A 26091-nucleotide genomic window follows, 5' to 3' on the forward strand; every position below is an offset into this window, starting at 1 on the left:
CGGTCTGCCTTCCTTCCCGCTTCCTCATGCCGTCCCCGGCACGGGGTTGGTTACTTCCAGTCCTTCAGGAGCTTGCGGTAGGAGTCGCCCGCCGTCTTCGCGCCCTGCTCCGGGGTGGTCTGGTTGGTGAGGACCTTGGTGTACTCGGTGACCAGCGGGGCGAAGAGGCTGCCGCCCTCCGGGATCCACGGGCGCTCGACGGCCTTCTCGACGACCGGCTTGAAGAAGGTGATCATCTCGTTGGTCGCCACCTCCGTCTTGCCGTAGGCGGAGGTACGGGTCGGGAGCAGGCTGAGCTCCTTGGCGACCTGGGCCTGGACCTCGGTCGAGCTCATGTACTCGACGAAGGCGTACGAGGCGGCCATGTTCTTGGAGCCGGCGTACACGGCGAGGTTGTGGCCGCCCTGCGGGGCGCCCTGGGCGGCGGAGCCGGCCGGGACCGGGGCGATGCCGAGGTTCGCCTTGTCGGCGAACTCCTTGCCGGCGTAGGTGTCGGCGACGGCCCACGGGCCGTTGATCATCATCGCGACCTTGCCGTCCTTGAAGGCGGCCTGCATGTTGTCCCAGCCGTTGGTCGCGTCGGTGATCGCGGCCTTGGAGTCGACCAGGTCCTTGACGGTCTTGAAGGCCTTGACGCCGGCGGGGTTGTCGATGGTGACGGTCTTGGTGTCGGCGTTGACCATGTCGCCGCCCTCGCCGTACAGGAAGGAGAGGAACCAGTAGGCGTCGTCGCCGCGCAGGTACAGGCCGGTCTTGCCGGTCTTCTGCTTGATCTTGGTGGCGACGGACTTCAGCTCGTCGATGTTCTTGGGGACCTCGACGCCGGCGTCCTTGAAGATCTTCTTGTTGTAGAAGATGCCCATGGAGTCGATGACCTGCGGCACGGCGTAGGTCTTGCCGTTGTACTTGGTGGACGCGGCGGCCTGCTTGAGGAAGTCGTCCTGGTCCTTCAGCGCGGCGGTGCCGTCGAGCGGGGCGAGGTAGCCGAGGTTCGCGAAGTCCGGGGTCCAGGCGACCTCGGAGCGGATCACGTCGGGAGCGCCGGTGCCGGACTGGGCGGCGTTCTTGAACTTGTTCTGGGCGTCGCCGAACGGCACGTTGACGTACTTGACGGTGACCTTGGGGTGCTTCTTGGTGAAGTCCTCGGCGATCTTCTTGAAGACCTTGTCCTCGGAACCGACCGTGGAGGTGTCCCACCAGGTGACGGTGCCGGAGAGCTCGCCCGAGCCCTTCGTGTCCCCGCCGGTGGAACCGCTGTCGCTCCCGCCGCACGCCGCCAGGGTCACGCCCAGGGCCGCGACCAGCGCGGTGGCCGCTATGCCACGCCGCATGTGAACTCCTATCGATGGTCCCGGATGGACGAGGGGCTGGAACACCTTCCTCATGCGACCGCTCCCTCGCGGCGCGCCGGGTTGCCAGGAACGTAACAGGGATGAAAACGCGCCGAAAGAGCTTGCGTGAAATTTCTGCAAGGCACGGCGATCGTTACATCCGCGTGTCCCTAAGGTTGCCGACGAGCCGCTTGACAGCCCTGGAAGGAGGCCCTCCGCCCCTCCCTTCCCGTACGGGACACGGCATCGGCACGCCGTCACCGGCTTGCAAGGACTTGCGCAAGGGTCGCGAAGGCGGCCGGAAGCCGCGTTCGGTGGGCAATCCGACGCCCGACCGGTACAGTCCACTCCCATGACCGCGCGGCTCGCCGACATCGCAGCCCAGGCGGGGGTCAGTGAAGCCACAGTCAGCCGCGTGCTCAACGGCAAGCCCGGTGTGGCCGCGGCCACCCGTGAATCCGTGCTCGCCGCACTCGACGTGCTCGGCTACGAGCGTCCCGTACGGCTGCGCCAGCGCAGCGCGGGCCTGGTCGGCCTCATAACCCCCGAACTGGACAACCCGATCTTCCCCGCGCTCGCGCAGGTCATCGGGCAGGCCCTCACCCGGCAGGGATACACCCCGGTGCTCGCCACCCAGACCCCCGGCGGGTCCACGGAGGACGAGCTCACCGACATGCTGGTGGAGCGCGGCGTCGCCGGCATCATCTTCGTCTCCGGCCTGCACGCCGACACGACGGCCGACACCACCCGCTACGACCAGCTGCGCGGCAAGGGCGTCCCGTACGTCCTCATCAACGGCTTCTCCCCCAAGATCCAGGCCCCCTTCGTCTCCCCCGACGACCGGGCCGCGATGGTGCTCGCCGTGACGCACCTGGCCGCGCTCGGGCACACCCGGATCGGCCTGGCCGTCGGCCCCAAGCGCTTCGTGCCGGTGCTCCGCAAGATCGAGGGCTTCCGCAAGGGCATGCGCGAGCGCTTCGGCCTCGACCCTGAGGAGACCGAGGAGCTGATCCAGCACTCGCTCTACACCCTGGAGGGCGGCCAGGCCGCCACCGCCGCGCTCATCGCCCGGGGCTGCACCGCGATCGTCTGCGCCAGCGACATGATGGCGCTCGGCGCGATCCGGGCCGCCCGGGAGCGGGGCCTGCAGGTGCCGAAGGACGTGTCGGTGGTCGGCTTCGACGACTCCCCGCTCATAGCGTTCACCGACCCGCCGCTGACCACCATCCGCCAGCCCGTGCAGGCGATGGGCCAGGCCGCGGTCCGGGCCCTCCTGGAGGAGGTCGGCGGCACCCCGGCCCCGCACAGCGAGTTCGTCTTCATGCCGGAGCTGGTGGTCCGCGGCTCGACCGCCTCGGCACCGCCGGCAACCCCTAGTCCCTGAGGCGGAGCAGGTGCGCCCGATACCCGTCGGAGGGATGATCGGTCGAGGGGACGGCATCTGGCAGACTTCTCTCCTATGGGTGAAACGACCGTGAAGAGTTTGGAAAGCCGGACGAACCCGTCGGCACCCATCGTGGCCGGCGGCTGGGCGCGCCTGCGCGCGCGGACGCCGCGGCGGCCGCGGATCTGGTTCGAGGTCCTGCTCATCGCCGTCAGCTACTGGCTGTACTCGCTCATCCGCAACGCGGTACCGGAGCAGAAGGCCCAGGCGCTCAAGAACGCCGACTGGATCTGGCAGGCCGAGCACACCCTCGGCCTGGCCTTCGAGCACACCGTCAACCACGCCGTGAACTCGGTGACATGGCTGATCGTGTCGATGAACTACTACTACGCCACCCTGCACTTCGTGGTCACCATCGGTGTGCTGGTGTGGCTGTACCGCTGGCACCCGGGCCGTTACGCGGCGTTCCGCACGGTCCTGTTCGCGACCACCGGTGTGGCCCTGGTCGGCTACTACCTGTACCCGCTGGCCCCGCCGCGCCTGATGAACGGCCAGAACTTCGTCGACACCGTCCTGGTCCACCACACCTGGGGCTCGATGGCCTCGGGCAACCTCAAGCACATGTCGAACCAGTACGCGGCGATGCCGTCGATGCACATCGGCTGGTCGCTGTGGTGCGGACTGACGATCTTCCTCCTGGCGAAGGCCCCCTGGGCCCGCATCCTGGGCCTGCTCTACCCGATGGCCACCCTCGTCGTCATCGTGGCCACCGCCAACCACTTCTGGATGGACGCGGTCGGCGGCATCATCTGCCTGACCTTCGGCTTCGCCGTCTCGTACGTCTGGTTCGGCGCCCGCCCGCACAAGCTGCCCAAGCTGGTGGAGCCGGCCGCGTCGACGCCGCAGGGGGTCACGCGGGGCGGTCCGCGCACGGAGGCGGAGGAAGCGGCGGACGCCGACGAGGACGAGAAGGTCGGCTCCGGTTCCGGATCCCGCTCCGGGCGCTGAGCGCTGAGCCGCTGAGCGCTGAGCCGCTGAGCGCCGGGCGCTACGCCCCGTAGAACAGCTCCTCCATCACCGCCCGCGCACGCCGTGTGATGCGGCGGTAGTCGTCGACCAGTTCGCCGACGTGGCCCGGGGTGTAGCCGAGGTAGCGGCCGACGGCGGCGAGTTCGCGGGGTTCGGAGGGGAAGGTGTCGCCGGGGCGGCCGCGGACCAGCATCACGGCGTTGCGGACGCGGGTGGCGAGGACCCAGGCCTCGTCGAGGGTCTGGGCCTCCTCGGTGGGGATCAGGCCGGCGGCGTGGGCGGCGGCCAGGGCCGCGCGGGTGCGGGTGGTGCGCAGGCCCGGTTCGGCCCAGCCGTGGCGCATCTGGAGGAGCTGGACCGTCCACTCGACGTCGCTGAGGCCGCCGCGGCCCAGTTTGGCGTGCAGGGTGGGGTCGGCGCCGCGCGGCAGGCGTTCGGTCTCCATGCGGGCCTTGAGGCGGCGGATCTCGCGGACCGCCTCCTCGCCGAGGCCCTCCATGGGATAGCGCAGGGGGTCGATCAGCTCGATGAAGCGGGCGCCGAGCTCCGGGTCGCCCGCCATCGGCTCGGCGCGCAGCAGGGCCTGGCTCTCCCAGACCAGGGACCAGCGGCGGTAGTAGGCCTCGTAGGACTTCAGGGTGCGGACCATGGGGCCGCTCTTGCCCTCCGGGCGCAGGTCGGCGTCGATGAGGAGCGGCGGGTCGGCGGTGGGCAGCTGGAGCAGCCGGCGCATCTCGGTGACGACCCGGGTGGCGGCCCGGGCGGCCTCCTGCTCGTCCACGCCCTCGCGCGGCTCGTGCACGAAGAGCACGTCGGCGTCGGAGCCGTAGCTCAGCTCGTGGCCGCCGAAGCGGCCCATGCCGATCACCGCGAAGCGGGTCGGGAGGGTGTCGCCCCACTCGGCGCGCACGGCGGCGCGCAGCGCGCCGGCGAGGGTGGCGGCGTTGAGGTCGGTGACGGCCTGCCCGACCCGGTCGACCAGGGCGCCGGGGTCGGGTTCGCGGGGGCTGTCCTCGGTGCCGTACGAGCGGATGAGGTCGGCCGCCGCGGTACGGAACAGCTCCCGGCGCCGTACGCCGCGGGCGGCGGCCACCGCCTGCTCGGCGCCGTCGGCGCGGCCCACCGCGGCCAGGACCTCCTGCTCCAGGTGTTCGCGGCCGCGCGGCTTCAGGCCCTCGGGGTCGCCGAGGATCGCGACCGCCTCGGGGGCGCGGAGCAGCAGGTCGGGGGCGAGCCGGCCGGCGGACAGGACGCGGGCCAGGTTCTCGGCGGCGGCGCCCTCGTCGCGAAGGAGCCGCAGGTACCAGGGGGTCTTGCCGAGCGCGTCGGAGACCTTGCGGAAGCCGAGCAGTCCGGCGTCCGGGTCGGCCGAGTCGGCGAACCAGCCGAGCAGCACCGGAAGGAGCGTGCGCTGGATCGCGGCCTTGCGGCTGACGCCGGAGGACAGCGCCTCCAGGTGGCGCAGGGCGGCGGCGGGGTCCGCGTAACCGAGGGCTTCGAGGCGCTGTCCGGCGGCCTCCGGGCTGAGCCGGATCTCGCCGGGGGCGAGCTGGGCGACCGCGTCGAGCAGCGGGCGGTAGAACAGCTTCTCGTGCAGGCGGCGCACCACCGCCGCGTGTCGCCGCCACTCGCGGTTGAGCTCGGCGACCGGGTCGGTGCGCAGGCCGAGGGAACGGCCGAGGCGCCGCAGGTCCTCCGCGCCCTCGGGCACCAGGTGGGTGCGGCGCAGCCGGAACAGCTGGATGCGGTGCTCCAGGGCGCGCAGGAAGCGGTAGGCGTCGTCGAGCTGGGCGGCGTCGGCGCGGCCGACGTAGCCGCCGGCGGCGAGCGCGGCGAGGGCGGCGAGGGTGGTGCCGCTGTGCAGGGTGGCGTCGCTGCGCCCGTGCACCAGCTGCAGGAGCTGTACGGCGAACTCGACGTCGCGCAGTCCGCCGGGGCCGAGCTTCAGCTCGCGGTCGACCTGCGCGGCGGGGATGTTGTCGACCACCCGGCGGCGCATCTTCTGCACGTCGGGGACGAAGTTCTCGCGTTCGGCGGCCTGCCAGACGAGCGGGGAGAGCGCGTCGACGTACGCGGCGCCGAGCTCGGCGTCGCCGGCCACCGGGCGGGCCTTGAGCAGTGCCTGGAACTCCCAGGTCTTGGCCCAGCGCTGGTAGTAGGCGAGGTGGGAGGAGAGGGTGCGGACGAGGGGCCCGTTGCGGCCCTCGGGGCGCAGATTGGCGTCGACCGGCCAGATGGCGCCCTCGATCGTGGTCTCCGAGCAGATCCGCATGAGGTGGGAGGCTAGCCGGGTGGCGGCCTGCAGCGCCTTGGCCTCGTCGGCGCCGTCCGCTGCCTCGCCGACGAAGATCACGTCGACGTCGGAGACGTAGTTGAGCTCGTTGCCGCCGCACTTGCCCATGGCGATCACGGCGAGCCGGCAGACGGCCGCGTCGTCGGGAGCGGCGGCGCGGGCGATGCGCAGCGCGGCGCGGAGCGTGGCGGTGGCGAGGTCGGCGAGCTCGGCGGCGGTCTGGGTGACGTCGGTGGTGCCGCACACGTCGCGGGCGGCGATGGAGAGCAGGCAGCGGCGGTAGGCGACGCGCAGCGCGACCGGCTCGTCGGCCCCGGCGAGCCCCTGCTCGAACTCGGCGATCCCGGGGTGCAGGTCCACCGCCTCGTACGTGACGAGGGCCTGCCAGTCGCGCGGGTGCCGGGCCAGGTGGTCGGCGAGCGCCTCGGAGGTGCCGAGGACGCCGAGCAGCCGGTCCCGGAACGGCTTCGCGGACAGCAGGGTGGTGGTGAGGGTGGTGCGCTCGGCCTCCGGCTGGGCCTCGACGAGCCGGACCAGGCCGCGCAGGGCGAGGTCGGGGTCGGCGGTGGCGCCGAGGGCGTCGAGGAGGACGGAGTCGTCGCGCAGCGAGGCAAGCTCGTCCAGGCCGAGCAGCCGTTCGGCGGCGGACGGATCGGTGAATCCGTGCCGCAGCAGCCGGGTGAACGTACTGCTCCTGCGTCCCGGCACCGTCATGCCGCCGCTCCTCCACCGGTCGATCGAGTCCCTGGGCGAGCCTCTGGGAACGTCCCTGGGAGAGTCCCTGAGCGAGCCTATCCGGCGAATCGCCGAAGGGGCGCTTCGAGAGCGCGGGGCGGGGTCGGGACGGCAGAATCGGCGCCATGAACTGGACCCTCGAAGTGGTGACCGTCCCCGTCGCGGACCTGGACCGGGCCAAGGAGTTCTACGGCGGGAAGCTCGGCTTCACGGTCGACCTGGATCAGGAGGTGTCGCCGGGCGTCCGCATCATCCAGATCACCCCGCCCGGCTCGCGCTGCTCGATCTCCCTGATCCAGGGCATGCCCCCGTTCCCCGGCACCGGGGTCATGGCCCCCGGCGCCCTGCACGGCCTCCAGCTCTGCGTCACCGACATCGAGGCGGCGCGCGAGCAGCTGCTCGCGGCGGGCGTGCACGCGACGCCGGTGATGCACGTGGGCGCGACGGGCTGGGAGGCGGGCAAGGGCGACACCTGGAACTCGTTCCTGACCTTCACCGACCCGGACGGCAACGGGTGGTGGGTCCAGGAGGCCCCGTCAGAGCTCTCGGAGCGCTAGCTGCCGGAGCGCTGGACCCGGGGGCTACTGCCCGAACACCAGACGGTAGTTGCGAATCTTCTCGTCCGCTCCCTCGTACGTCATGCCCGCGGCCTCCATGACCCGGTGGGACGGGAGGTTGTCGAGGTCGGCGTCGCCGCGGACCGCGGTGGCGCCGGCCTCGCGGGCCCGGGCGATCAGGGCGCGCAGGGACTCGGCGGCGAAGCCGCGGCCACGGGCGGTGGGGACCAGGCCGTAGCCGACGGTGACGACGCCGTCGGCGTCCGGCGGGCCGTGGAAGCCGATGCCGCCGATGGTGACGCCGTCCGCGCGCAGCCGTATCTCGTACGCCCGGTAGACGCCCGGGTCGCCGCGCTCGGCGACGCCCCTGAGGAAGTTGCCGGCGCCCCTGATGTCGCCGGGGCCGGGGTACTCCTCGGCCCAGCGGTCGCCGGGTGCGGGGGCGGCGTCCACGATGCGCTGCGCCTCGGCGGCGGTCAGCGGGTGGAGCAGGAGGCGGTCGGTCTCGATGGCGCGTACGTCGGTCACGGCCGGAAGTCTCGGCCGGGCCCGGGCCCGCGCGCAACGGATTTGACCGCGGCCCGGGCCCGGTCGACGGCGGTCAGAGCTCGTCCGGCACGTCCGGTACGTCCGGTACGTCCGGTACGAAGAAGCTGAGGTTGATCCGGGCGCCCGGCGCCGTGACCGGTTCGGCGAGGCAGGTCACCAGGCGGCCCGGGCCGCGGAGGGCGTGCCGGGCGGGGAGCTCGGAGCCGTCGACGTACGGGATGGGCGCCGCGGCGCACGCGCGGTACAGCGGTCCGGCAACGGGATCGTCCAGGATGTCGCGCTCGAGGCGGAGCAGCCCGGCGCTCCCCGGGCGCAGCGCCACACTGTGCTTCACGTGCGGCATCATGGCCGGCGCCCACAGGGTGCTCCAGTCCGTGAGGACCTCGGTGCGCGCCTCGGGGTCGAGGAGCATCCAGCGCATGAGGTTGGCCGGGCACTCGCCGCGCGGCATGAACCGGCGGAACGCCTCGTTGTGCGCGACGAGGTTCCAGTCGGCGTCGCTGATGAAGGCCAGCGCGTCCTGGATCTGGTCGACGACCCGCTGCCACAGTCCGGCGATGAACATCCCCGAGGTGCCGTGCAGCGCGTGCGGCGGCTGCTCCCCGCGGCTGATCAGCCACAGGAACTCCCACTCCCGCTCGTCGAGGCACAGGGCCCGGGCCACCGCCGTGAGGAGTTCGGCGCCGGGGCGGGCGAGTTGGCCGTTCTCGAAGCGGTTGTACGTGCCCGGGGTGCGGGTGAGCAGCGTGTCCATCTGCTCCTGGGTCAGCCCGGCGGCACGGCGGCCGGGTCCCGGTCCGCGTACGGGAAACCCCAGGGCCGCGGGGTCGAGCGCCGCCCGGCGCGCCCGCAGCAGCTCCTTCAGACGGCCTCGCTCACCGGCCGACGGCCTCATCCGGCACCTTTCGTCTCCACCACTCGTCTCCACCGCTCTTCTCCACCCCGCGGACGACCGCCATTATCTGCGAATTCCCACCCTGGAAAGGAGTGATCACCCGGCGCCAGACTCCCCTGCGACGCACGGCACATGTCACCGACCAGGGGGGATCGGATGCGCTGTCAGAACGACTGCCGGGACGACTACGAGGAGAACGGCCCGGGCTTGTGCGGAGAGGCCCTCGAGAGCTACCGGACCGCCGTCTCGCACGGGGTGCTCACGGCTCCGCCGCCACCGTGCCTGACCGGGCTCGGGCTGCTCCGCCCGCACCCGGCCGACGCCCGCCGGCTGGTACCCGTACCGCCCGACATCGCCCAGCACCGTCTCGTCCAGCCGCTCGAACAGGCCCTGCGCGAGCGGGAGAGCGAACTGCTCTCGCTGCGCCGGACCCTGGCCCAGGCGGACTCCGTCTACCGCCAGGAGGCCCGGCAGGCGCCGGCGCCCGTGCAGCTGCTGCGCGGCAACGACGTCATCCACCAGAAGCTGCGGCAGCTCAACGCCGCCTGCCGGCAGGAGCTGCAGGCCGTGCAGCCGGGCGGCCCCCGGTCCGCCCCGGCGCTCGCCGAGGCCGCCCGCCAGCTGCCGGACGTGCTCGCCCGCGGGGTGCGGCACCGCACGCTCTACCAGCACACGGTCCGCGGCCACCCCGCGATGACCGAGTTCATGACCGCCATGCAGCAGGCGGGCGGGCAGTTCCGGACCACCGGTCTGCTCGTCGACCGGGTGATCCTCTACGACCGTTCCGTCGCCCTCATCCCCGACCACCGCTACTCGCGCCCCGACCACGCCCTGCTGATCGAGCATCCGGCGATCACCGCGTACCTCGCCGGTGTCTTCGACCTCATCTGGGACACGGCCGAACCGGTCGACCTGGTGGACACCCCCACGAGCACGCCGCCCCTCCTCACGGACGAGAAGCAGCTCAGCGTGCTCCGGCTGATGGTCCAGGGCCACACCGACGCGAGCATCGCGGCCCGGCTCGGCATGAGCGCCCGCTCGGTGTCGGCCCACATCAGCCGCGCCTCGACCGCCTGGGGCAGCCGCAGCCGGGCCCATCTCGCCTACCTGCTCGCCGAGAACGGCGCCCTGCGCGCGCCCTGATGTGTCCGTTTCCGCGCCTCTTCGTCCCGTCGCGAGTTCCCGCAGTGCGGGATCCCGCAGACCGTTCGCCGTGGTGGCCGCCGCCGGGTGATCGGCAAGCTCGTGCCGCGGCGGTCCCCACGGCCGCCGCACGTCCGGCACCACACCGACGAGAACGGAGCCCTTCCATGAGTCTCAAGCGCAAGTCGGCCGTCGCCCTGTCCGCCCTCGCCCTGGCGGCCGCCGGCACGGCGGTGACGACGACGCCCGCGGCGGCGGAGGGCGGCTGCCCCGCGGCCACCCTCTGTCTGTCCGAGGACACCAACTACGTCGACATCGACGTCACGTCCAAGACCACCGCCACGAACTGCATCGCCCTCGGCCACTACGGCGAGACCGGCTTCTACAACGGCATCAAGTCGTACGTGAACAACCTGCCGGTCATGGTCGACGTCTACTACTGGAGCGACATCTACAAGGCGTACCGGCCCGAGTCGCCGATCTACTCCGGCGGCTTCAGCAGCAACACCACTTCCGTGGCCTTCTACGGCATGCGCGGCGCCGTCTGCACCGGCGGCGGCAACCCCAACAAGCTGCTCGTCTCCTGACGCACCACTGGTGCACCACCGACCACCGACCGCCGGCCTCCGCCGGCGGTCGGCGCCGTTTCCGCAGCGCTACAGCACCGGCAGGTTCTTGCGGAGCTCGAAGGCGGTGACCTCGGAGCGGTACTCCTCCCACTCCTGCTTCTTGTTGCGGAGGAAGAAGTCGAAGACGTGCTCGCCCAGCGTCTCCGCGACCAGTTCGCTGCGCTCCATCAGGGTGATCGCCTCGCCGAGGTTCTGCGGCAGGGGCTCGATGCCCATCGCGCGGCGCTCGGCGTCGCTGAGGGCCCAGACGTCGTCGTCGGCGCCGGCCGGGAGTTCGTAACCCTCCTCGATGCCCTTGAGGCCGGCGGCGAGCAGGACCGCGTACGTCAGGTAGGGGTTGGCGCCCGAGTCGATGGAGCGGACCTCGACGCGCGAGGAGCCCATCTTGCCCGGCTTGTACATCGGGACGCGGATCAGCGCGGAGCGGTTGTTGTGGCCCCAGCAGATGTACGCGGGGGCCTCGCCGCCGGAGCCGGCGGTGCGGCCCGAGCCGCCCCAGATGCGCTTGTAGGAGTTGACCCACTGGTTGGTGACGGCCGCGATCTCGCCCGCGTGCTTCAGCAGGCCGGCGATGAAGGAGCGGCCCACCTTGGACAGCTGGTACTCGGCGCCCGACTCGTAGAACGCGTTCCGGTCGCCCTCGAAGAGCGACAGGTGGGTGTGCATGCCCGAGCCCGGGAATTCGGAGAACGGCTTCGGCATGAACGTCGCCTGCACGCCCTGCTCCAGGGCCACCTGCTTCATGACCAGGCGGAAGGTCATGATGTTGTCGGCGGTGGACAGCGCGTCCGCGTAGCGCAGGTCGATCTCCTGCTGGCCCGGCGCGCCCTCGTGGTGGGAGAACTCCACCGAGATGCCCATCGACTCCAGCATCGTGATCGCCTGGCGGCGGAAGTCCATGCCGACGTTCTGCGGGGTGTGGTCGAAGTAGCCGGAGTTGTCGGCCGGGGTGGGCCGGGTGCCGTCGAGCGGCTTGTCCTTCAGGAGGAAGAACTCGATCTCGGGGTGGGTGTAGAAGGTGAAGCCCAGGTCCGAGGTCTTGGCGAGGGCGCGCTTCAGGACGTAGCGCGGGTCCGCGAAGGACGGCGAGCCGTCCGGCATGAGGATGTCGCAGAACATCCGGGCCGTGCCCGGGGCCTCCGCGCGCCACGGCAGGATCTGGAAGGTGCCCGGGTCGGGCTTGGCGATCATGTCCGACTCGTAGACCCGGGCGAAGCCCTCGATCGCGGAGCCGTCGAAGCCGATGCCCTCGTCGAAGGCCTGCTCCAGCTCGGCGGGGGCCACCGCCACCGACTTCAGGAAGCCGAGCACGTCGGTGAACCACAGACGCACGAAGCGGATGTCGCGCTCCTCCAGCGTACGGAGCACAAATTCCTGCTGCTTGTCCATTTTCACACCCATCCTCGCTGATCAGGCCGCCTGTTCCCACCGCCTCGAGCACTTCGGGTGGCGCCTGAGCATCCCACCACTTGGTTTCGTGCACGTTGCACACCCATACTGCCTGCTCCGTTGTGACACAGGTAACGGGGGAAGGGCCGAAAAGCGCGGGCCGCCGCCCTGACCGGTACCGAGTGGTACCCCGTTCGGCCCACGGACCCCCTTCTGGCACTACGATCGGCGCCCATGGGGGGCCCACGGCTCGTACGCCGATCCTGGCACCTGCGTCCCACGGCACTGGTGAGTGCGGTGGCGACGCTCCTCGGCGCGCTCTTCCTCTGTCTGGGCGTCTCCGACCCCCTCGGCCACCGGTCCGGGTCCGGCCACCGGGAGCCCCGGCCGGCCGCGCAGACGGTCGCCGCCGGGACGCCCGCCCCGGCCCGCGCGAAGGCCCTGGACGACGAGCAGTACGCCTGCCCGTACGGGCGGGGCGACTGCTCCCTCTTCCCGGCGCTCTCCCCCGCCGTGCTCAGCGCGCCGCCGCTCGATCCGCCGCTGCAGGCGGCCGGGCGGCCGGCCCGCGCCGGCGAGGCGCTCGGCGACGGGCGGCCGGCGCACCCCGATGCCCGGCCCCGGGCGCCGGACCTGCATGTCCTTCAAGTCCTGCGGACGTAGACGTAGGCGCCGGGACCGACCGACCGCGTCCCGACCCCGCACCAGGCGTTCGTGCCCTCTCGCACGCCCCGAACGCACGCCCCGAACCACTTCCCCCCAGACTTCCAGAAGGACGACATCATCATGGCGAACCGCTCCACCACTGCCGACCGCCGCGCCCGGATAGAGGAGATGCGCCGCGCCGAGCAGGCCCGCGAGCGCCGCAACCGCTTCCTCACGATCGGCATCAGCGCCGTCGTGGTCCTCGGCCTCGTCGGCTTCGGCGGCTGGGTGATCAACAAGGAGAACACCAAGCAGGAGCAGCAGGAGGCGGCCGCGAAGGCGCCCATCAAGGACGAGAAGTCCTGGGACGCGAAGAAGCTGGGCCGCAACCACGTCCAGACCCCGGTGAAGTACGACATGAACCCGCCGGTCGGCGGCGACCACAACCCGGTCTGGCAGAACTGCAACGGCGACGTCTACGACAAGCCGGTCAACGACACCAACGCCGTGCACTCCCTGGAGCACGGCGCGGTCTGGGTGACGTACAACAAGAAGGCCGCGCAGGGCGACCTGGAGAAGCTGAAGGCCAAGGTCAAGAAGACCCCGTACTCGCTGATGAGCCCGATCGACAACCAGTCGGGCGCGATCATGCTGAGCGCCTGGGGCAAGCAGGTGACCGTGGACGGCGCCGACGACCCGCGCGTGGACGCGTTCTTCACCAAGTACGTGGCCGGCCCGCAGACCCCCGAGCCGGGCGCGGCCTGCACCGGCGGCGTCGGCGCCGACGGCCAGGGCGGCGCCGGGATGGGCCAGTGAAGCTGAACCGGACGCAGTGGGCGTCCGTCACCGCCGTGGTCCTCGCGCTGCTGTTCGCGGGCGGCGCGGTCACCGTCGCCTCCGCCGACCGGGACGACGAGGGCCCGAGCACGCCGACCGCCGAGTCGGCCGACGCGGGCTTCGCCCGGGACATGGCGGTCCACCACCAGCAGGCCGTCGAGATGTCCTTCATCGTCCGGGACCGGACGAAGGACGAGGCGGTGCGCCGGCTCGCGTACGACATCGCCAACACCCAGGCCAACCAGCGCGGCATGCTGTTCGGCTGGCTCGACCTGTGGGGGCTGCCGAAGGTGCAGTCCGGGGTGGCGCCGATGACCTGGATGGGCATGGGCGTGGACCTGGGCGGCGAGGACGGCGAGCTGATGCCGGGCATGGCGACCCGGGCGGAGCTCGACCAGCTGCGCAAGGCGTCCGGCCGCGAGGCCGAGGTGCTCTATCTGAAGCTGATGACCGACCACCACAAGGGCGGCATCCACATGGCGCAGGGCTGTGTGGAGCGCTGCGTGCCGGGCGTCGAGCGCGATCTCGCGCAGGGCATGGTCGACGCGCAGGAGTCCGAGATCAAGCTGATGGCGGACATGCTCAGGGAGCGCGGCGCCGGGGCCTGACCCCCTCCGCCGACACGCCGCCGACACGCCGGCCCCCGTGACCCGTCTGCGGTCGCGGGGGCCGCGTCACGCCCGCAGAATGGGAGCGCTCGGGGACGTACGTACGAGGTACGAGGCGTACGGGATCGTTCTACGAAAGGTACGTACCCCATGACCACGGCGAAGGACATCATGCACCCGGGAGCCCAGTGGATCCCGGCCCACGAGACGCTCGACCGCGCCGCCCAGATGATGCGCGACCACAAGGTGGGCGCGCTGCCCATCGCCGACAAGGACGAGCGGCTGTGCGGCATCATCACGGACCGCGACATCGTCGTCGGCTGTGTGGCCATGGGCCACGACCCGGCGAAGATGACCTGCGGTGAGATGGCCAAGGGCACCCCGCGCTGGATCGAGGCGGGTTCGGACGTCAGCGCGGTCCTGGACGAGATGCAGAGCCACCAGATCCGGCGTCTCCCGGTCGTCGAGGACAAGCGCCTGGTCGGCATGATCAGCGAGGCCGATCTGGCCCAGCATCTCTCGGACGAGCAGCTGAAGGCGTTCTGCGAGAGCGTGTACGCGGCGTCCATGACCAAGTGACCGAGCGATCGACCTGACCACGTGACCGCGTAACCACGTGACCACGTGGCGCGTGGCCGCGTGACCACGTGACGCATGACCGCGTGACCGCGTGACCGGACGGCCCGACGACTCGGCCGCCTCGCCAGGGGCGCCGAGCCGCCGGGCCGACGTGTGCTCACACAGGGGCGCGAAGACCCGGACGTGATCACGTTTCACGCACAAACCGCTCACCCCCTCCACAATTCCCTGGTCCTTACACCGACATCTGGCTTACGGTCATGATCTCCAGGGGTGGGGCGACGTGCCGGCACCCCATGCCGTCCGCACGGCCGTCTCGCGAAGGACACCGCATGACCATGCCCAGCCCCTCCCCCGCCCAGCAGCCCTGGGGCCCGCCGGGGACACCGGGCGCGCCGCAGCCCCCGCTCCCGCAGCCCAGCAACGGACTCGGCGTCGCGGCCCTGGTCCTCGGCATCGTCGGACTGGTCACCGCGATCATCCCGTTCCTCTTCTGGCTCGGCGCGATCCTGGGCCTGCTCGCGCTGGTCTTCGGCATCGTGGGGACCGTCCGGGCCGGCAAGGGCCTCGCGACGAACAAGGGCATGGCGGTCACCGGGCTCGTCCTGGGCATCCTGGCGATGATCGTCGCGGTCGTCTGGGTGATCGTCTTCGCCACGGCGGTCAAGGAGGCCGCCAAGGACCTCGAGGACGCGCAGTACCCGAAGGGCGGCGCGGCGACCTCCTCCGCCGCGCCGGGCGGCGAGAGCACCGACGGGCCTGCGGCGGAGCCCACCGAGAAGGCTCCCGCGGCGCTGAAGTTCGGCGACACCTTCACGTACGAGGACGGGATCAAGGTCACCGTCTCCAAGCCGCGGGCGCACACGCCGGACGGCTTCGCGGCGGGCCACACCGAGGGCAACAAGGCGTTCCAGGTGACGATCACCATCGTCAACGGCACCGACAAGCCGCTGGCGCTCGCCGCCGCGCTGCCGGACGCCAAGGACGCCGAAGGCGCCGCCGCCGACATGGTCTTCGACGGCAGCTACGCGTCGAAGCCCTTCGAGGGCAAGGTGCTCCCGGGCAAGCAGGCCAAGGCCGACTTCACCTTCTCACTGCCGCCCGCCGCGGCCGGTCAGCTCCAGATCGAGCTGTCGCCGACGGTCCTGGAGCACGAGTCGCAGATCTGGACCGGCCCGACGAAGTGACGGCCGGCGCCCGGCCGGTGGGGCCATCCGCAGGGCCGGTGGGCCATCCGCAGGACATAGCGTCGAGTTGACGATAAACTGAGCGCGTGCCTCAACTACGCCTCGCCCTGAATCAGATCGACTCCACCGTCGGCGACCTCGCCGGGAACGCCGAGGCCGTCGTCCACTGGACCCGGCACGCCGCCGCCCAGGGGGCGCACCTCGTGGCGTTCCCGGAGATGACGCTCACCGGGTATCCCGTCGAGGACCTGGCGCTGCGCCCCTCGTTCGTCGAGGCCTCCCGGGCCGCCCTCGCGGCGCTCGGGCGGCGGCTCGCCGACGAGGGGCTCGGCGAACTGCCCGTGGTCGTGGGCTATCTCGACCGCTCCGAGCGGGCCGCGCCCCGGCTCGGCCGGCCCGCCGGGTCGCCGGAGAACGCGGCCGCGGTGCTGCACCGCGGCGAGGTGGTGCTGCGCTTCGCCAAGCACCACCTGCCGAACTACGGGGTCTTCGACGAGTACCGCTACTTCGTGCAGGGCGACACCCTGCCCGTGCTGCGCGTCCACGGCGTGGACGTGGCCCTCGCCATCTGCGAGGACCTGTGGCAGGAGGGCGGCCGGGTGCCGGCGGCGCGCAGCGCCGGGGCCGGGCTGCTGCTCTCCGTCAACGCCTCCCCGTACGAGCGCAACAAGGACGACACCCGGCTCGAACTGGTCCGCAAGCGCGCCCAGGAGGCCGGCTGCACCACGGCCTACGTGGCCATGATGGGCGGGCAGGACGAGCTGGTCTTCGACGGCGACTCGATCGTCGTCGACGCCGCCGGCGACGTCCTGGCGCGCGCCCCGCAGTTCAGCGAGGGCTGTCTGGTCCTGGACCTCGACCTGCCGGCCGCCGCCCCGCTCGCCGGGGCCCCGGACGGGGTGGTGGACGACGGGCTGCGGATCGACCGCGTGGTGGTCTCCGAGGAGCCGCTGCCGGCGTACGAGCCGGAGGTGACCGGCGGTTTCGCGCACCGGCTCGACGACGACGAGGAGGTCTACTCGGCGCTCGTCGTGGGCCTGCGCGCGTACGTCGCCAAGAACGGCTTCCGTTCGGTCCTGATCGGCCTGTCCGGCGGCATCGACTCGGCGCTCGTCGCCGCGATCGCCTGCGACGCGCTCGGCGCGGCGAACGTGTACGGGGTGTCGATGCCCTCGAAGTACTCCTCCGACCACTCGCGCGGCGACGCCGCCGAACTGGCCCGGCGCACCGGCCTCAACTTCCGTACGGTGTCCATCGAGCCGATGTTCGACGCGTACATGGGGGCGCTGGCGCTCACCGGCCTCGCCGAGGAGAACCTGCAGTCGCGGCTGCGCGGCACGATGCTGATGGCGCTCTCCAACGAGGAGGGTCACATCGTGCTGGCGCCGGGCAACAAGTCCGAGCTGGCGGTGGGCTATTCGACGCTGTACGGCGACTCGGTCGGCGCGTACGGGCCCATCAAGGACGTCTACAAGACGGACGTCTTCCGGCTCGCCCGCTGGCGCAACCGGGCCGCCGAGGAGCGCGGCCAGACCCCGCCGATCCCCGAGAACACCCTGACCAAGCCGCCGAGCGCGGAGCTGCGCCCGGGGCAGGTCGACACGGACTCGCTGCCCGACTACGGGGTCCTGGACCGGATCCTGGAGCTGTACGTGGACCGGGACCGGGGCCGGGACGAGATCGTGGCGGCGGGCTTCGACGCGGAACTGGTGGCGCGGACCCTGCGGATGGTCGACATCGCCGAGTACAAGCGGCGCCAGTACCCGCCGGGCACGAAGATCTCCGCGAAGGGCTTCGGCAAGGACCGCCGGCTGCCCATCACCAACCGGTGGCGGGAGAAGACCTCCTGAGACCGGGGGCGACGCCGGTCAGAGCCTGACGGCTACAGCTTGACGCGGGCGGCCACCGGAAGGTGGTCGCTGCGCGTCTCCGGCAGCGTCCAGGACGCCATCGGTTCGAGGTCGCGCACCAGGATCTGGTCGATCCGGGCCATCGGGAAGGACGCCGGCCAGCTGAAGCCGAAGCCGTCGCCCGCCGCGCCCTGGGTGGAACGCAGCTGGGAGGTCACTCCGTTGAGCGCGCGGTCGTTCATGGTGCCGTTGAGGTCGCCGAGCAGCACGACGCGCCTGTTCCGCTCGTGGGCGATGGCCTCGCCGAGGGCGTCGGCGCTGTCGTCGCGCTGGTTGGCGGTGAAGCCGGCGTTCATCTTGACCCGTACGGAGGGCAGATGGGCGACGTACACGGCGACCTCGCCGGCCGGGGCGGCGACGGTGGCGCGCATCGCGCGGGTCCAGCCGAGCCGGATGTCGACCGGACGGGCGTCGCGCAGCGGGTACTTGCTCCACAGGCCGACCGTGCCCTGCACCGAGTGGTGCGGGAACGCGGCGGCGAGGGCCTGCTCGTAGGCCGGGACCATGTCGCCCTTGAGCTCCTCCAGGGCGATGACGTCGGCGCCGGAGGCGGCGAGTTCGCGGGCGGTGCCCTCGGGGTCGGGGTTGTCGGCGTTCACGTTGTGGGAGACGACGGTCAGGTCGCCGCCCGACTGCGACTTGTCGACGACGAGGCCGCCGAAGAGGTTGAGCCAGACCACGGCCGGCAGGAGCAGCGCGATCAGCGCGGTCGCGGAGCGGCGCAGCAGCGCGCATACGAGCAGCAGCGGCACGGACAGGCCGAACCAGGGCAGGAAGGTCTCGATCAGACTGCCCAGGTTGCCCACCCGGTTGGGGATGTCGGCGTGGAACACCATGACCAGGGCGACCAGTACGGCGCACACCGCGAGGACGATGCCGCGGCGCCAGATGCCACGGTCGCCGCGCCAGCCGCCGAGCCAGCGGGCGAACCGGCCGCCCGGCCGCGCCGCCGGCCGGGAGGCGGAGCCCTGGTCGCCCGGCGTTCCGCCGTCCTCGGTCTCCGTCATGTCCACCCGCGCCATCGCTGCCGTCCTCACTGCCTTGCTGCCGTGCTGCCTTGCTGTGCGACCCGGTCCCGACACTAGGCGATTCCGGGTCGGTCGTACGCATCGAGGGACGACACCCGCGCGTGGCGGGTTCCTGCAGGTGGCGCGGTGCGGTGGGCTGTGACAGAACGCGCACATTCGTCCGGGTCGTCTGACTCCGGGTCACTCGCCCATGGTCAGGGCCGTGGTCAGGACCGTGGTCAGGACCGTGGTCAGGACCGTGGTCAGGGCTGCGTGGGCGCCGGCGGGCGCAGCCCGGTGAGGACGGCGTCGACGATCTGCTCCGGCAGTTCGGGGTCGAGGGAGGCGCCGGGCCGCAGGACGGTGCGCAGCAGCACCGGCCCGACGAAGAGGTCGTTGACGATCTCGGGGTCGAGGTCGGTGCGCAGCTCGCCGCGCTCCATGCCGCGCCGGATGGCGTCCATGCCCATCCGGCGGCGGGGTTCGATGACGCACTGGTGGTAGGCGTCCCACAGCTTGGGGTAGAGCTGCATCTGCGAGAAGACGCTGTTCAGGGCGGAGGCCCGCTTGGCGAGCCCGCGCTGCCGCACCGCTTCGAGGAAGGCGATGAGGTCGTCCCGTACCGAGGTGCCGGGAAGGACCGGGTCCGGGGGGTCGACGGAGCGCAGCAGGTCGACGAAGAGTTCGTCCTTGCCGGGCCAGCGGCGGTAGATGGTCGCCTTGCCGACGCCGGCGGTGCGGGCGATCTTCTCGATGGAGACCTCGGCGAGCGACAGACCGCTCTCCAGGAGGGCCACCACGGCGTCGAAGATGGCCTGGTCGGCGGCCTCGCTGCGGGGCCGGCCGCGCCGTACCGCGCCACCCTCCGGGCCCGGGCAGCCGGGGACGGGAGCGGGGACGGGAGCAGGGGCAGGTGCTGCCCCGCCGTCCTGCTGCGAGCGCTGCGACACGTCCGTTCCGCCTCTCCTCCTGGGCCCGCTCCGCCGGCCCGACGCCTACCTCGGAACCGATTCTCCCGCTTCCGCGCGGGTGCCGGGGACGGCGCCCGCCGGTGCCTCGCCGGCCGGGGTGCGGCCGGGCAGGAAGACGGCGACCACGACGGCGCCGAGGACGGCGACGGCGGCCGAGCCGATCGCGGTGATGTGCATCGCGTCGAGGAAGGCGTCGTACGCCGGGGTGACCAGGCCGCGGCCGGCCGGGCCGAGCTTCTCGGCGACGGCGAGGGTGGCCTCGATGGACTCGCCGGCGGTGTCGCGCAGGGCGGCCGGGACGGCGCCGAGGTGCCCCTCGATCTCGCCCCGGTAGGTGCTGGAGAGCACCGAGCCGAGGACGGCCACGCCGAGCGCGCCGCCGACCTGCCGGAAGGTGTTGTTGATGGCCGAGCCGGAGCCGGCCTTCTCGCGCGGCAGCGACTGCATCACGGCGACGGTGACCGGCGGCATGATGTGCGCCATGCCCGCGCCCTGCAGGAAGAAGACGACCTCCAGGACCCAGACGGGCGTGCCGGCGTCGAAGAAGGCGAAGGCGGCCAGGCCGACGGCGACGGCGAGCATGCCGACGGTGCAGACGGCCTTGGCTCCGAAGCGCTCCACGACGAGGCGGGCCCGCGGCGCGAAGACCATCTGGGCGATGGCGAGCGGCAGGATCAGCAGGCCGGACTGCAGGGCGCTGTAGCCGCGGACGCTCTGCAGGTAGAAGGCGGAGAAGAAGGTCACGCCCATGAGGGCGAAGAAGACCAGGGCGATGGCGGCGACGGCGGCCGAGAAGGCGGGCTTGCGGAAGTACGAGACGTCGAGCGCCGGGTGGTCGGCGCGCTTCTCGTACAGGACGAAGCCGACGAGGACCGCGAGGCCGGCGAGGGCCGGGAGCAGCACGGTGACGTCGGTGAAGCTGGCGAGCTCGCCGCCGCGGATGATGCCGTACACGAGGAGCACGAGGCCGAGCACGGAGAGCAGCACGCCGGGCAGGTCGACGCGGCCGGGCCTGGGGTCCTTGGACTCGGGGACGAGCCAGGTCATCAGGGCCAGGGCGAGGATCACCACGGGCACGTTGATCAGGAAGATCGAGCCCCACCAGAAGTGCTCCAGGAGGATGCCGCCGGTGATGGGTCCGACGGCGATGGCGAGGCCGACGCTGCCGGCCCAGATGCCGATGGCCTTGGGCTGCTCGTCGCGCTCGAAGACGTTCATGAGGACGGCGAGGGTGGCGGGCATGACGAAGGCGGCGCCGAGGCCCATCAACGCCCGGTAGGCGATGAGCTCGCCGGGGCTGGTGGAGAACGCGGCGAGCGCGGAGCCGAGGCCGAAGACGGTGATGCCGAAGAGCAGGATCCGCTTGCGGCCGAGCCGGTCGCCGAGCAGGCCGGAGGTGAACAGGAGGCCGGCGAAGACGAGCGTGTAGGAGTTGATCGCCCACTCGAGCTCGCTCTGGGTCGCGCCGATGCCGGTGGGCGCGGGGCTGGCGATGGTCTTGACGGCGACGTTGAGGATCGAGTTGTCGAGGACGACGATCAGCAGGCTGAGCATGAGCACGCCGAGTATCGCCCAACGGCGGCGGTGCACGGCCTCGGGAACGCGGTGCGGCGCTCCCGCGGGGGCAGCGGAGACAGGGGACGGCTGAGACATGGTCCCACCCTAGCCCTATTTCGATACGAGACCGTCTCGTATCGAAAAAGCTGGCAGAGTCTTTACGCTGCGGCCCCGGGGTCCTCGTGTTGCGGCGGTGTGAACAGCGCCACGCCGACGCCCTCCCCCGCCCCGCTTCCCCGTCCGGCCCGGAAAGTGCCACCATGGATGTGGTCCGGGGACGCCACAGGGCGCCTCGAGATGACAGAAGGAGCCGTTCACCATGACGCTTCAGGCTGCCCAGAAACCGCCCGCCGACAGCAGCAAGGCGCTGTACGGAGGGAAGGGCACCCGCCGCATCACCGTCCACGACATCGCCGCCGCCAAGGCCCGCGGCGAGAAGTGGCCCATGCTCACCGCCTACGACGCCATGACCGCCTCCGTCTTCGACGAGGCCGGGATCCCGGTGATCCTCGTCGGCGACTCCATGGGCAACTGCCATCTCGGCTACGACACCACCGTGCCCGTCACGATGGACGAGATGACCCTGCTGTCCGCCGCCGTCGTCCGGGGCACCAGGCGCGCCCTCGTCGTCGGCGACCTGCCCTTCGGCTCGTACCAGGAAGGGCCCGTCCAGGCCCTGCGGAACGCCACCCGCCTGATCAAGGACGCGGGCGTCGGCGCGATCAAGCTGGAGGGCGGCGAGCGCTCGCTGCCGCAGACCGAGCTGCTCGTCCAGGCCGGCATCCCCGTCATGTCCCACCTGGGCCTGACCCCGCAGTCCGTCAACACCATGGGCTACCGGGTGCAGGGCCGCTCCGACGAGGCCGCCCACAAGCTGCTGCGCGACGCCAAGGCGGCCCAGGACGCGGGCGCCTTCGCCCTGGTCCTGGAGCTGGTCCCGGCCGAGCTGGCCGCCGAGGTGACCCGCTCGCTGCACATCCCCACCATCGGCATCGGCGCCGGCCCGGAGACCGACGCGCAGGTCCTCGTCTGGACCGACATGGCCGGTCTGACCGGCGGCAAGGTGCCGCGCTTCACCAAGCAGTACGCCAACCTGCGCGAGACCCTCGGCGACGCCGCCAAGGCCTTCGCGGAGGACGTCGCCGGCGGGGCGTTCCCCGCCGAGGAGCACACCTTCCACTAGCCACTTCCGGCACCACCCGCTCCCCCGCAGCCTTCGGCGCGGGAGGGGCCCCCAGCCCGCCGACCGTCCCCCGTCGGCGGGCTGTCGACATCTGGCGGCGCCTGTCGGCGGCTGTCGGCGGGGCTGTAGGTCGTCTGTCGGTGCGCTGTCGGTGGGCCCGTGTTCCATGGTGGACATGACGCGATCACACACCAACGCCGTCGAGGTCCGGGGCCTCGTGAAGCATTTCGGCGAGACCAAGGCGGTCGACGGGATCGACCTGGACGTCCGCGAGGGCACCGTCCTCGGCGTCCTCGGCCCCAACGGCGCCGGCAAGACCACCCTCGTCCGCTGCCTGTCCACCCTCATCGTCCCGGACGCCGGGACCGCCGTCGTCGCCGGATACGACGTGGTGCGCCAGCCCCGCCAGCTGCGCCGCACCATCGGCCTCACCGGCCAGTACGCCTCGGTCGACGAGAAGCTGTCCGGCTGGGAGAACCTGTACATGATCGGGCGGCTGCTCGACCTCTCCCGCAAGGACGCCCGCCGCCGCGCCGACGAGATGCTGGAGCGCTTCTCGCTCACCGAGGCCGCCAAGCGCCCCGCGATGACCTACTCCGGCGGCATGCGGCGCCGACTCGACCTGGCCGCCTCCATGATCGGCCGGCCCTCCGTGCTCTACCTGGACGAGCCCACCACCGGCCTCGACCCGCGCACCCGCAACGAGGTGTGGGACGAGGTGCAGCGGATGGTCGCCGAGGGCGCCACCGTGCTGCTCACCACCCAGTACATGGAGGAGGCGGAGCAGCTCGCCAGCGAGCTGACCGTCATCGACCGCGGCCGGGTCATCGCCCGGGGCGGGGTCGACGAGCTCAAGGCCCGGGTCGGCGGCCGGACCCTCACCGTCCGCCCGGCCGACCCGGCCGACCTGTCCGCCATGGCGGCGGCGCTGCGCGAGACCGGTCTCGACGGGGTCGCCGGCGCGACCGTCGTCCCCGACGAGGGCGCGCTGTACGTGCCGATCCTCAGCGACGAGCAGCTGACCGCCGTCGTGGGCCTGTTCGGCGCCCGCGGTTACGGCATCGCCCACATCGGCACCCATCTGCCCAGCCTCGACGAGGTGTTCCTCGCCATCACCGGCGAGAAGACGGCCTCCGCATCCGACGATTCCGGCGCGATTCCCCAGGAGGTCGCCGCATGAGCACCACCACCCTGCCCCAGTCCCCGGTGGACGCCCCCGGCACCCCGCGCGCGAAGCGGGCGGCCGGCGCCGGCACCGACGACGGCCGGATCGGCCTGCGGGCCAACCTCCGCCACATCGGCGCCCTGGCCCGCCGCAACGCGCTGCAGATCAAGCAGGACCCGGAGTCGATGTTCGACGCGGTCCTGATGCCGGTCATCTTCATCCTGCTGTTCACGTACGTCTTCGGCGGCGCCATGGCCGGCAAGGGCAACCAGCAGGTGTACGTGAACTACCTGGTGCCCGGCCTGATGGCGATGATGGGCATGAACATCGCGATGGCCGTCGGCACCGGCATCAACGACGACTTCAAGAAGGGCGTCATGGACCGGTTCCGGACCATGCCGATCGCCCGCTCCTCGGTCCTCATCGCGAAGATCGTCGTCGAGGTCGGCCGCATGCTGGTCGCCACCGCGATCCTGCTCGGCATGGGCTTCCTGCTCGGCCTGGAGGTCCACACCTCGGTCCTCCACCTCTTCGCGGCGATCGGACTCTCGATGGTCTTCGGCGCCTCACTGATGTGGATCTTCATCCTGCTCGGCCTCACCATGAAGACGGCCCAGGCCGTCCAGGGCATGGCCATGCTGGTCCTGATGCCGCTGCAGTTCGGTTCGTCGATCTTCGCGACGCCGACCACGATGCCGGGCTGGCTGCAGACCTTCACCGAGTACAACCCGCTGTCCAACCTGGCCGACGCCGCCCGCAACCTGATCAACGGCGGCCCGGTCGCCCACTCGGTGTGGATGACGCTCGCCTGGGCGGTCGGCATCACCGTGGTCACGGCGCCCCTCGCGGTCGCCAAGTTCCGCAAGAAGACCTGACCCGCCGACGCGGGGGAACGGACTCGGCGCGCCTCAGATCGCGTCGGCGCGTTCGAGCAGGGCGGCGGCCTCCTCCAGGGAGAGGCCGCCGCCCTCGGCGTACGCGGCCTCGAAGGCGGCGTCGTCGGCGAGCGCCGCCCGGGTGAGTTCGGTGGCCCGTTCGCGGTTCTCCCGCTCGGTCGGCGGCGCCCGGTGCCCGGGCGGCGTCAGCCCCGCGGAGGCGCCGAGCAGCACGGCCGCCGTACGGGCCGCCGGGCCGCCGATCCCGGCCAGCGCCCAGGCGGCGATGATCAGGTGGGCCGTCGGCATCTGCGGGGCGACCATCATCGAGAGACCGCCCAGGGAGCGCCGGTACGCCTGCCGGGTCAGCTCGAACGCGGAGGCGTACCGCCCGTCGAGGGCGTCCACCCAGCCCAGGCAGCCGAGCGTGAAGCCCTCGAAGATGGACAGGGTCTGGGAGCCGAACTCGTCGAGCAGCCGCTGCAGATGGACGCGTGCCTCGTCGGTACGGCCGGTGCGGCAGAGCAGCATCGCCAGGAAGATCCGGGCCGCGAGCATCGGCTCGTGGCCGCGTCCGTGCTCGCCCTCCACGACCTCGCGCAGGATGCGCTCCGCCTCCTCACGGCGACCGGTCTCGATGAGCATCTCGGCGTACCGGGCGCGCAGCAGCGCCATCTGCGACTGGGCGCCGATCCGCTCCGCGTAGCCGATGGCGGCCGCGTAGTCCTCGGCGGCGCCCTCGAATTCGAGCCGCCGCTCGCGGGCCTCGGCCCGGGACGACAGCGCCTCGGCCGCGCCCCACGCGTCGTCGAGCCGTACGAAGATCTCCAGGCTCTCCTCGGCGTCGGCGGCCGCCCGGTCGGCCAGGTCGGCGCGGTTGGCCAGCATGTTGGCGCGCAGCTGAAGGGCGTTGGCGAGCTCCCACTCGTAGCCGTACGCGCGGCAGGCGGCCACATGCGCGTCCAGGGCCTTGCCCATGCTGCCCGGTTCGGCGATGAGGAGGACGGCGAAGACGGTGAACGAGCCGGGCAGCCGACAGGTCTGCGGCAGCCCCGGCGGGTACACGGCGTTGATCCGCCGCAGCCGCGCGACGCCTTCGGGGGTCGTCCAGCGCCCCGTCTCGTGGTCCATGTTCATCAACTCGACGAGCCGCACCCCGCGCCGTGCCTCCCACAACCGCTCCTCGCCCAGCGGCGGCGGCGCGGCCGTCACCGGCTCGTACAGCGGCCCGGCGGGCGCCATCCCCGGCCCGAACGGATCCGGCCCGAGCGCCGCGACCGCCTCCGCCCACTGCAGCGCGTCGGCCCGCAGATCCCGCATCGTCCAGAACCACACCAGCGCGTGCACAAGGAGCAGCCCCTCCTCCTCGTCCCGCGCGGCGACGGCCCGCCGCAGCGCGGTCCGCAGATTCCCGTACTCGACGGAGAACCGCGCGACGGCGGCCAGCTGCCGCCCGTTGCGCAGCTCGGGATCGGTGAGCCGGGCGAGTTCCCGGTAGTGCACGAGATGCCGCCGCTCGGCCGCGCCCCGGTCACCCGCCTCGTCGAGCCGCTCGGCGGCGTACTCGGCGACGGTCTCCAGGAGGCGGTAGCGCATCCCGGCGTCGGTGGGCGCGGCGACGACGAGGGACTTG

Annotated in this window: 22 protein-coding genes and 1 pseudogene; 14 read left to right on the top strand and 9 right to left on the bottom strand. The window is 71.9% G+C overall.

The window, feature by feature from the left end; genetic code table 11:
• Positions 1 to 50: 50 nt before the first annotated feature.
• Entirely contained in the window at positions 51 to 1331 is a 1281-nt protein-coding gene (locus KV205_RS02885) for an extracellular solute-binding protein (RefSeq protein WP_265861834.1), read from the bottom strand.
• Between the two features lie 352 nt (positions 1332 to 1683).
• On the opposite strand from KV205_RS02885, the gene KV205_RS02890 reads away from it, so the two are divergent.
• On the top strand, positions 1684 to 2715 hold the full coding sequence (locus KV205_RS02890) for a LacI family DNA-binding transcriptional regulator (protein WP_265861835.1): 1032 nt from the start codon (positions 1684 to 1686) through the stop codon (positions 2713 to 2715).
• Positions 2716 to 2790: 75 nt separating this feature from the next.
• Complete coding sequence (locus tag KV205_RS02895; protein WP_265861836.1) at positions 2791 to 3723, top strand: phosphatase PAP2 family protein; 933 nt, start codon at positions 2791 to 2793, stop codon at positions 3721 to 3723.
• A 40-nt stretch (positions 3724 to 3763) separates the two neighbouring features.
• On the opposite strand, the gene KV205_RS02900 is transcribed toward KV205_RS02895, so the two are convergent.
• On the bottom strand, positions 3764 to 6751 hold the full coding sequence (locus KV205_RS02900; protein ID WP_265861837.1) for a bifunctional [glutamine synthetase] adenylyltransferase/[glutamine synthetase]-adenylyl-L-tyrosine phosphorylase: 2988 nt from the start codon (positions 6749 to 6751) through the stop codon (positions 3764 to 3766).
• Positions 6752 to 6897: 146 nt separating this feature from the next.
• On the opposite strand from KV205_RS02900, the gene KV205_RS02905 reads away from it, so the two are divergent.
• Positions 6898 to 7329, top strand: a complete 432-nt coding sequence (locus KV205_RS02905) for a VOC family protein (protein ID WP_265861838.1) — start codon at positions 6898 to 6900, stop codon at positions 7327 to 7329.
• Between the two features lie 24 nt (positions 7330 to 7353).
• On the opposite strand, the gene KV205_RS02910 is transcribed toward KV205_RS02905, so the two are convergent.
• Together KV205_RS02910 and KV205_RS02915 are read right to left on the bottom strand one after the other, a co-directional pair.
• Entirely contained in the window at positions 7354 to 7857 is a 504-nt protein-coding gene (locus KV205_RS02910) for a GNAT family N-acetyltransferase (protein WP_265861839.1), read from the bottom strand.
• A 73-nt stretch (positions 7858 to 7930) separates the two neighbouring features.
• The gene (locus KV205_RS02915) at positions 7931 to 8773 is read right to left on the bottom strand and encodes a helix-turn-helix domain-containing protein (RefSeq protein ID WP_265861840.1); all 843 of its coding nucleotides are present in this window, start codon (positions 8771 to 8773) and stop codon (positions 7931 to 7933) included.
• Positions 8774 to 8929: 156 nt separating this feature from the next.
• Here KV205_RS02915 and KV205_RS02920 point away from each other — a divergent pair, with 156 nt between their 5' ends.
• Entirely contained in the window at positions 8930 to 9916 is a 987-nt protein-coding gene (locus KV205_RS02920) for a helix-turn-helix transcriptional regulator (protein WP_265861841.1), read from the top strand.
• 167 nt (positions 9917 to 10083) lie between these two features.
• Positions 10084 to 10503 (top strand): proteinase inhibitor I36 SMPI, encoded by a 420-nt coding sequence (locus KV205_RS02925; protein ID WP_265861842.1) that lies wholly within the window; start codon positions 10084 to 10086, stop codon positions 10501 to 10503.
• A 69-nt stretch (positions 10504 to 10572) separates the two neighbouring features.
• Here the strand turns inward: KV205_RS02925 and KV205_RS02930 are convergent, their stop codons facing one another.
• A complete protein-coding gene (locus KV205_RS02930) occupies positions 10573 to 11934 on the bottom strand; it encodes a glutamine synthetase family protein (protein WP_265861843.1) in 1362 nt (453 codons plus the stop codon).
• Positions 11935 to 12231: 297 nt separating this feature from the next.
• Between KV205_RS02930 and KV205_RS02935 the strand changes: the two genes are divergently transcribed.
• The 6 genes from KV205_RS02935 (at position 12232) to KV205_RS02960 (ending at position 17640) form a co-directional block, all read left to right on the top strand.
• Positions 12232 to 12597, top strand: coding sequence for a hypothetical protein (locus tag KV205_RS02935; protein ID WP_265861845.1), 366 nt, complete (start codon positions 12232 to 12234; stop codon positions 12595 to 12597).
• A gap of 123 nt (positions 12598 to 12720) precedes the next feature.
• Positions 12721 to 13395, top strand: a complete 675-nt coding sequence (locus KV205_RS02940) for a DUF3105 domain-containing protein (protein WP_265861846.1) — start codon at positions 12721 to 12723, stop codon at positions 13393 to 13395.
• Positions 13392 to 14024, top strand: coding sequence for a DUF305 domain-containing protein (locus tag KV205_RS02945; protein ID WP_265861847.1), 633 nt, complete (start codon positions 13392 to 13394; stop codon positions 14022 to 14024). The genes KV205_RS02940 and KV205_RS02945 overlap by 4 nt, the downstream gene beginning before the upstream one ends.
• Positions 14025 to 14174: 150 nt before the next feature.
• A complete protein-coding gene (locus KV205_RS02950; protein WP_265861848.1) occupies positions 14175 to 14603 on the top strand; it encodes a CBS domain-containing protein in 429 nt (142 codons plus the stop codon).
• A 332-nt stretch (positions 14604 to 14935) separates the two neighbouring features.
• The gene (locus KV205_RS02955) at positions 14936 to 15790 is read left to right on the top strand and encodes a DUF4190 domain-containing protein (RefSeq protein WP_265861849.1); all 855 of its coding nucleotides are present in this window, start codon (positions 14936 to 14938) and stop codon (positions 15788 to 15790) included.
• An 86-nt stretch (positions 15791 to 15876) separates the two neighbouring features.
• Positions 15877 to 17640 carry an NAD+ synthase gene (locus tag KV205_RS02960; protein ID WP_265861850.1) on the top strand — a complete coding sequence of 588 codons (1764 nt, stop codon included), beginning with the start codon at positions 15877 to 15879 and terminating at the stop codon, positions 17638 to 17640.
• A gap of 32 nt (positions 17641 to 17672) precedes the next feature.
• Here KV205_RS02960 and KV205_RS02965 read toward each other — a convergent pair whose 3' ends face one another.
• The 3 genes from KV205_RS02965 to KV205_RS02975 all read right to left on the bottom strand — a co-directional run bounded on the left by KV205_RS02965 (position 17673) and on the right by KV205_RS02975 (position 21331).
• Entirely contained in the window at positions 17673 to 18722 is a 1050-nt protein-coding gene (locus KV205_RS02965) for an endonuclease/exonuclease/phosphatase family protein (protein ID WP_265861851.1), read from the bottom strand.
• Positions 18723 to 18970: 248 nt separating this feature from the next.
• On the bottom strand, positions 18971 to 19657 hold the full coding sequence (locus KV205_RS02970; protein WP_265861852.1) for a TetR/AcrR family transcriptional regulator: 687 nt from the start codon (positions 19655 to 19657) through the stop codon (positions 18971 to 18973).
• 45 nt (positions 19658 to 19702) lie between these two features.
• Positions 19703 to 21331, bottom strand: coding sequence for an MFS transporter (locus tag KV205_RS02975; RefSeq protein ID WP_265861854.1), 1629 nt, complete (start codon positions 21329 to 21331; stop codon positions 19703 to 19705).
• A 223-nt stretch (positions 21332 to 21554) separates the two neighbouring features.
• Here KV205_RS02975 and panB point away from each other — a divergent pair, with 223 nt between their 5' ends.
• The 3 genes from panB to KV205_RS02990 all read left to right on the top strand — a co-directional run bounded on the left by panB (position 21555) and on the right by KV205_RS02990 (position 24458).
• Positions 21555 to 22418 (top strand): 3-methyl-2-oxobutanoate hydroxymethyltransferase, encoded by an 864-nt coding sequence (gene panB / locus KV205_RS02980; RefSeq protein ID WP_265861855.1) that lies wholly within the window; start codon positions 21555 to 21557, stop codon positions 22416 to 22418.
• Between the two features lie 166 nt (positions 22419 to 22584).
• Entirely contained in the window at positions 22585 to 23598 is a 1014-nt protein-coding gene (locus KV205_RS02985) for an ATP-binding cassette domain-containing protein (protein ID WP_265861857.1), read from the top strand.
• Entirely contained in the window at positions 23595 to 24458 is an 864-nt protein-coding gene (locus tag KV205_RS02990) for an ABC transporter permease (RefSeq protein WP_265861859.1), read from the top strand. The genes KV205_RS02985 and KV205_RS02990 overlap by 4 nt, the downstream gene beginning before the upstream one ends.
• A gap of 33 nt (positions 24459 to 24491) precedes the next feature.
• Here KV205_RS02990 and KV205_RS02995 read toward each other — a convergent pair.
• Positions 24492 to 26091, bottom strand: a pseudogene (locus KV205_RS02995) (tetratricopeptide repeat protein); the annotation flags it as partial.

The organism is Streptomyces sp. SKN60 (assembly GCF_026236535.1).
GTDB lineage: Bacteria > Actinomycetota > Actinomycetes > Streptomycetales > Streptomycetaceae > Streptomyces.

Bases quoted from the DNA above. Each gene is read 5' to 3' on its own strand.
- KV205_RS02920 (WP_265861841.1), top strand. From the start codon at position 8,930: ATGCGCTGTCAGAACGACTGCCGGGACGACTACGAGGAGAACGGCCCG.
- KV205_RS02900 (WP_265861837.1), bottom strand. From the start codon at position 6,751: ATGACGGTGCCGGGACGCAGGAGCAGTACGTTCACCCGGCTGCTGCGG.
- KV205_RS02895 (WP_265861836.1), top strand. From the start codon at position 2,791: ATGGGTGAAACGACCGTGAAGAGTTTGGAAAGCCGGACGAACCCGTCG.
- KV205_RS02950 (WP_265861848.1), top strand. From the start codon at position 14,175: ATGACCACGGCGAAGGACATCATGCACCCGGGAGCCCAGTGGATCCCG.
- panB (WP_265861855.1), top strand. From the start codon at position 21,555: ATGACGCTTCAGGCTGCCCAGAAACCGCCCGCCGACAGCAGCAAGGCG.
- KV205_RS02940 (WP_265861846.1), top strand. From the start codon at position 12,721: ATGGCGAACCGCTCCACCACTGCCGACCGCCGCGCCCGGATAGAGGAG.
- KV205_RS02965 (WP_265861851.1), bottom strand. From the start codon at position 18,722: ATGGCGCGGGTGGACATGACGGAGACCGAGGACGGCGGAACGCCGGGC.
- KV205_RS02885 (WP_265861834.1), bottom strand. From the start codon at position 1,331: ATGCGGCGTGGCATAGCGGCCACCGCGCTGGTCGCGGCCCTGGGCGTG.
- KV205_RS02955 (WP_265861849.1), top strand. From the start codon at position 14,936: ATGACCATGCCCAGCCCCTCCCCCGCCCAGCAGCCCTGGGGCCCGCCG.
- KV205_RS02915 (WP_265861840.1), bottom strand. From the start codon at position 8,773: ATGAGGCCGTCGGCCGGTGAGCGAGGCCGTCTGAAGGAGCTGCTGCGG.
- KV205_RS02990 (WP_265861859.1), top strand. From the start codon at position 23,595: ATGAGCACCACCACCCTGCCCCAGTCCCCGGTGGACGCCCCCGGCACC.
- KV205_RS02925 (WP_265861842.1), top strand. From the start codon at position 10,084: ATGAGTCTCAAGCGCAAGTCGGCCGTCGCCCTGTCCGCCCTCGCCCTG.
- KV205_RS02930 (WP_265861843.1), bottom strand. From the start codon at position 11,934: ATGGACAAGCAGCAGGAATTTGTGCTCCGTACGCTGGAGGAGCGCGAC.
- KV205_RS02905 (WP_265861838.1), top strand. From the start codon at position 6,898: ATGAACTGGACCCTCGAAGTGGTGACCGTCCCCGTCGCGGACCTGGAC.
- KV205_RS02985 (WP_265861857.1), top strand. From the start codon at position 22,585: ATGGTGGACATGACGCGATCACACACCAACGCCGTCGAGGTCCGGGGC.
- KV205_RS02975 (WP_265861854.1), bottom strand. From the start codon at position 21,331: ATGTCTCAGCCGTCCCCTGTCTCCGCTGCCCCCGCGGGAGCGCCGCAC.
- KV205_RS02890 (WP_265861835.1), top strand. From the start codon at position 1,684: ATGACCGCGCGGCTCGCCGACATCGCAGCCCAGGCGGGGGTCAGTGAA.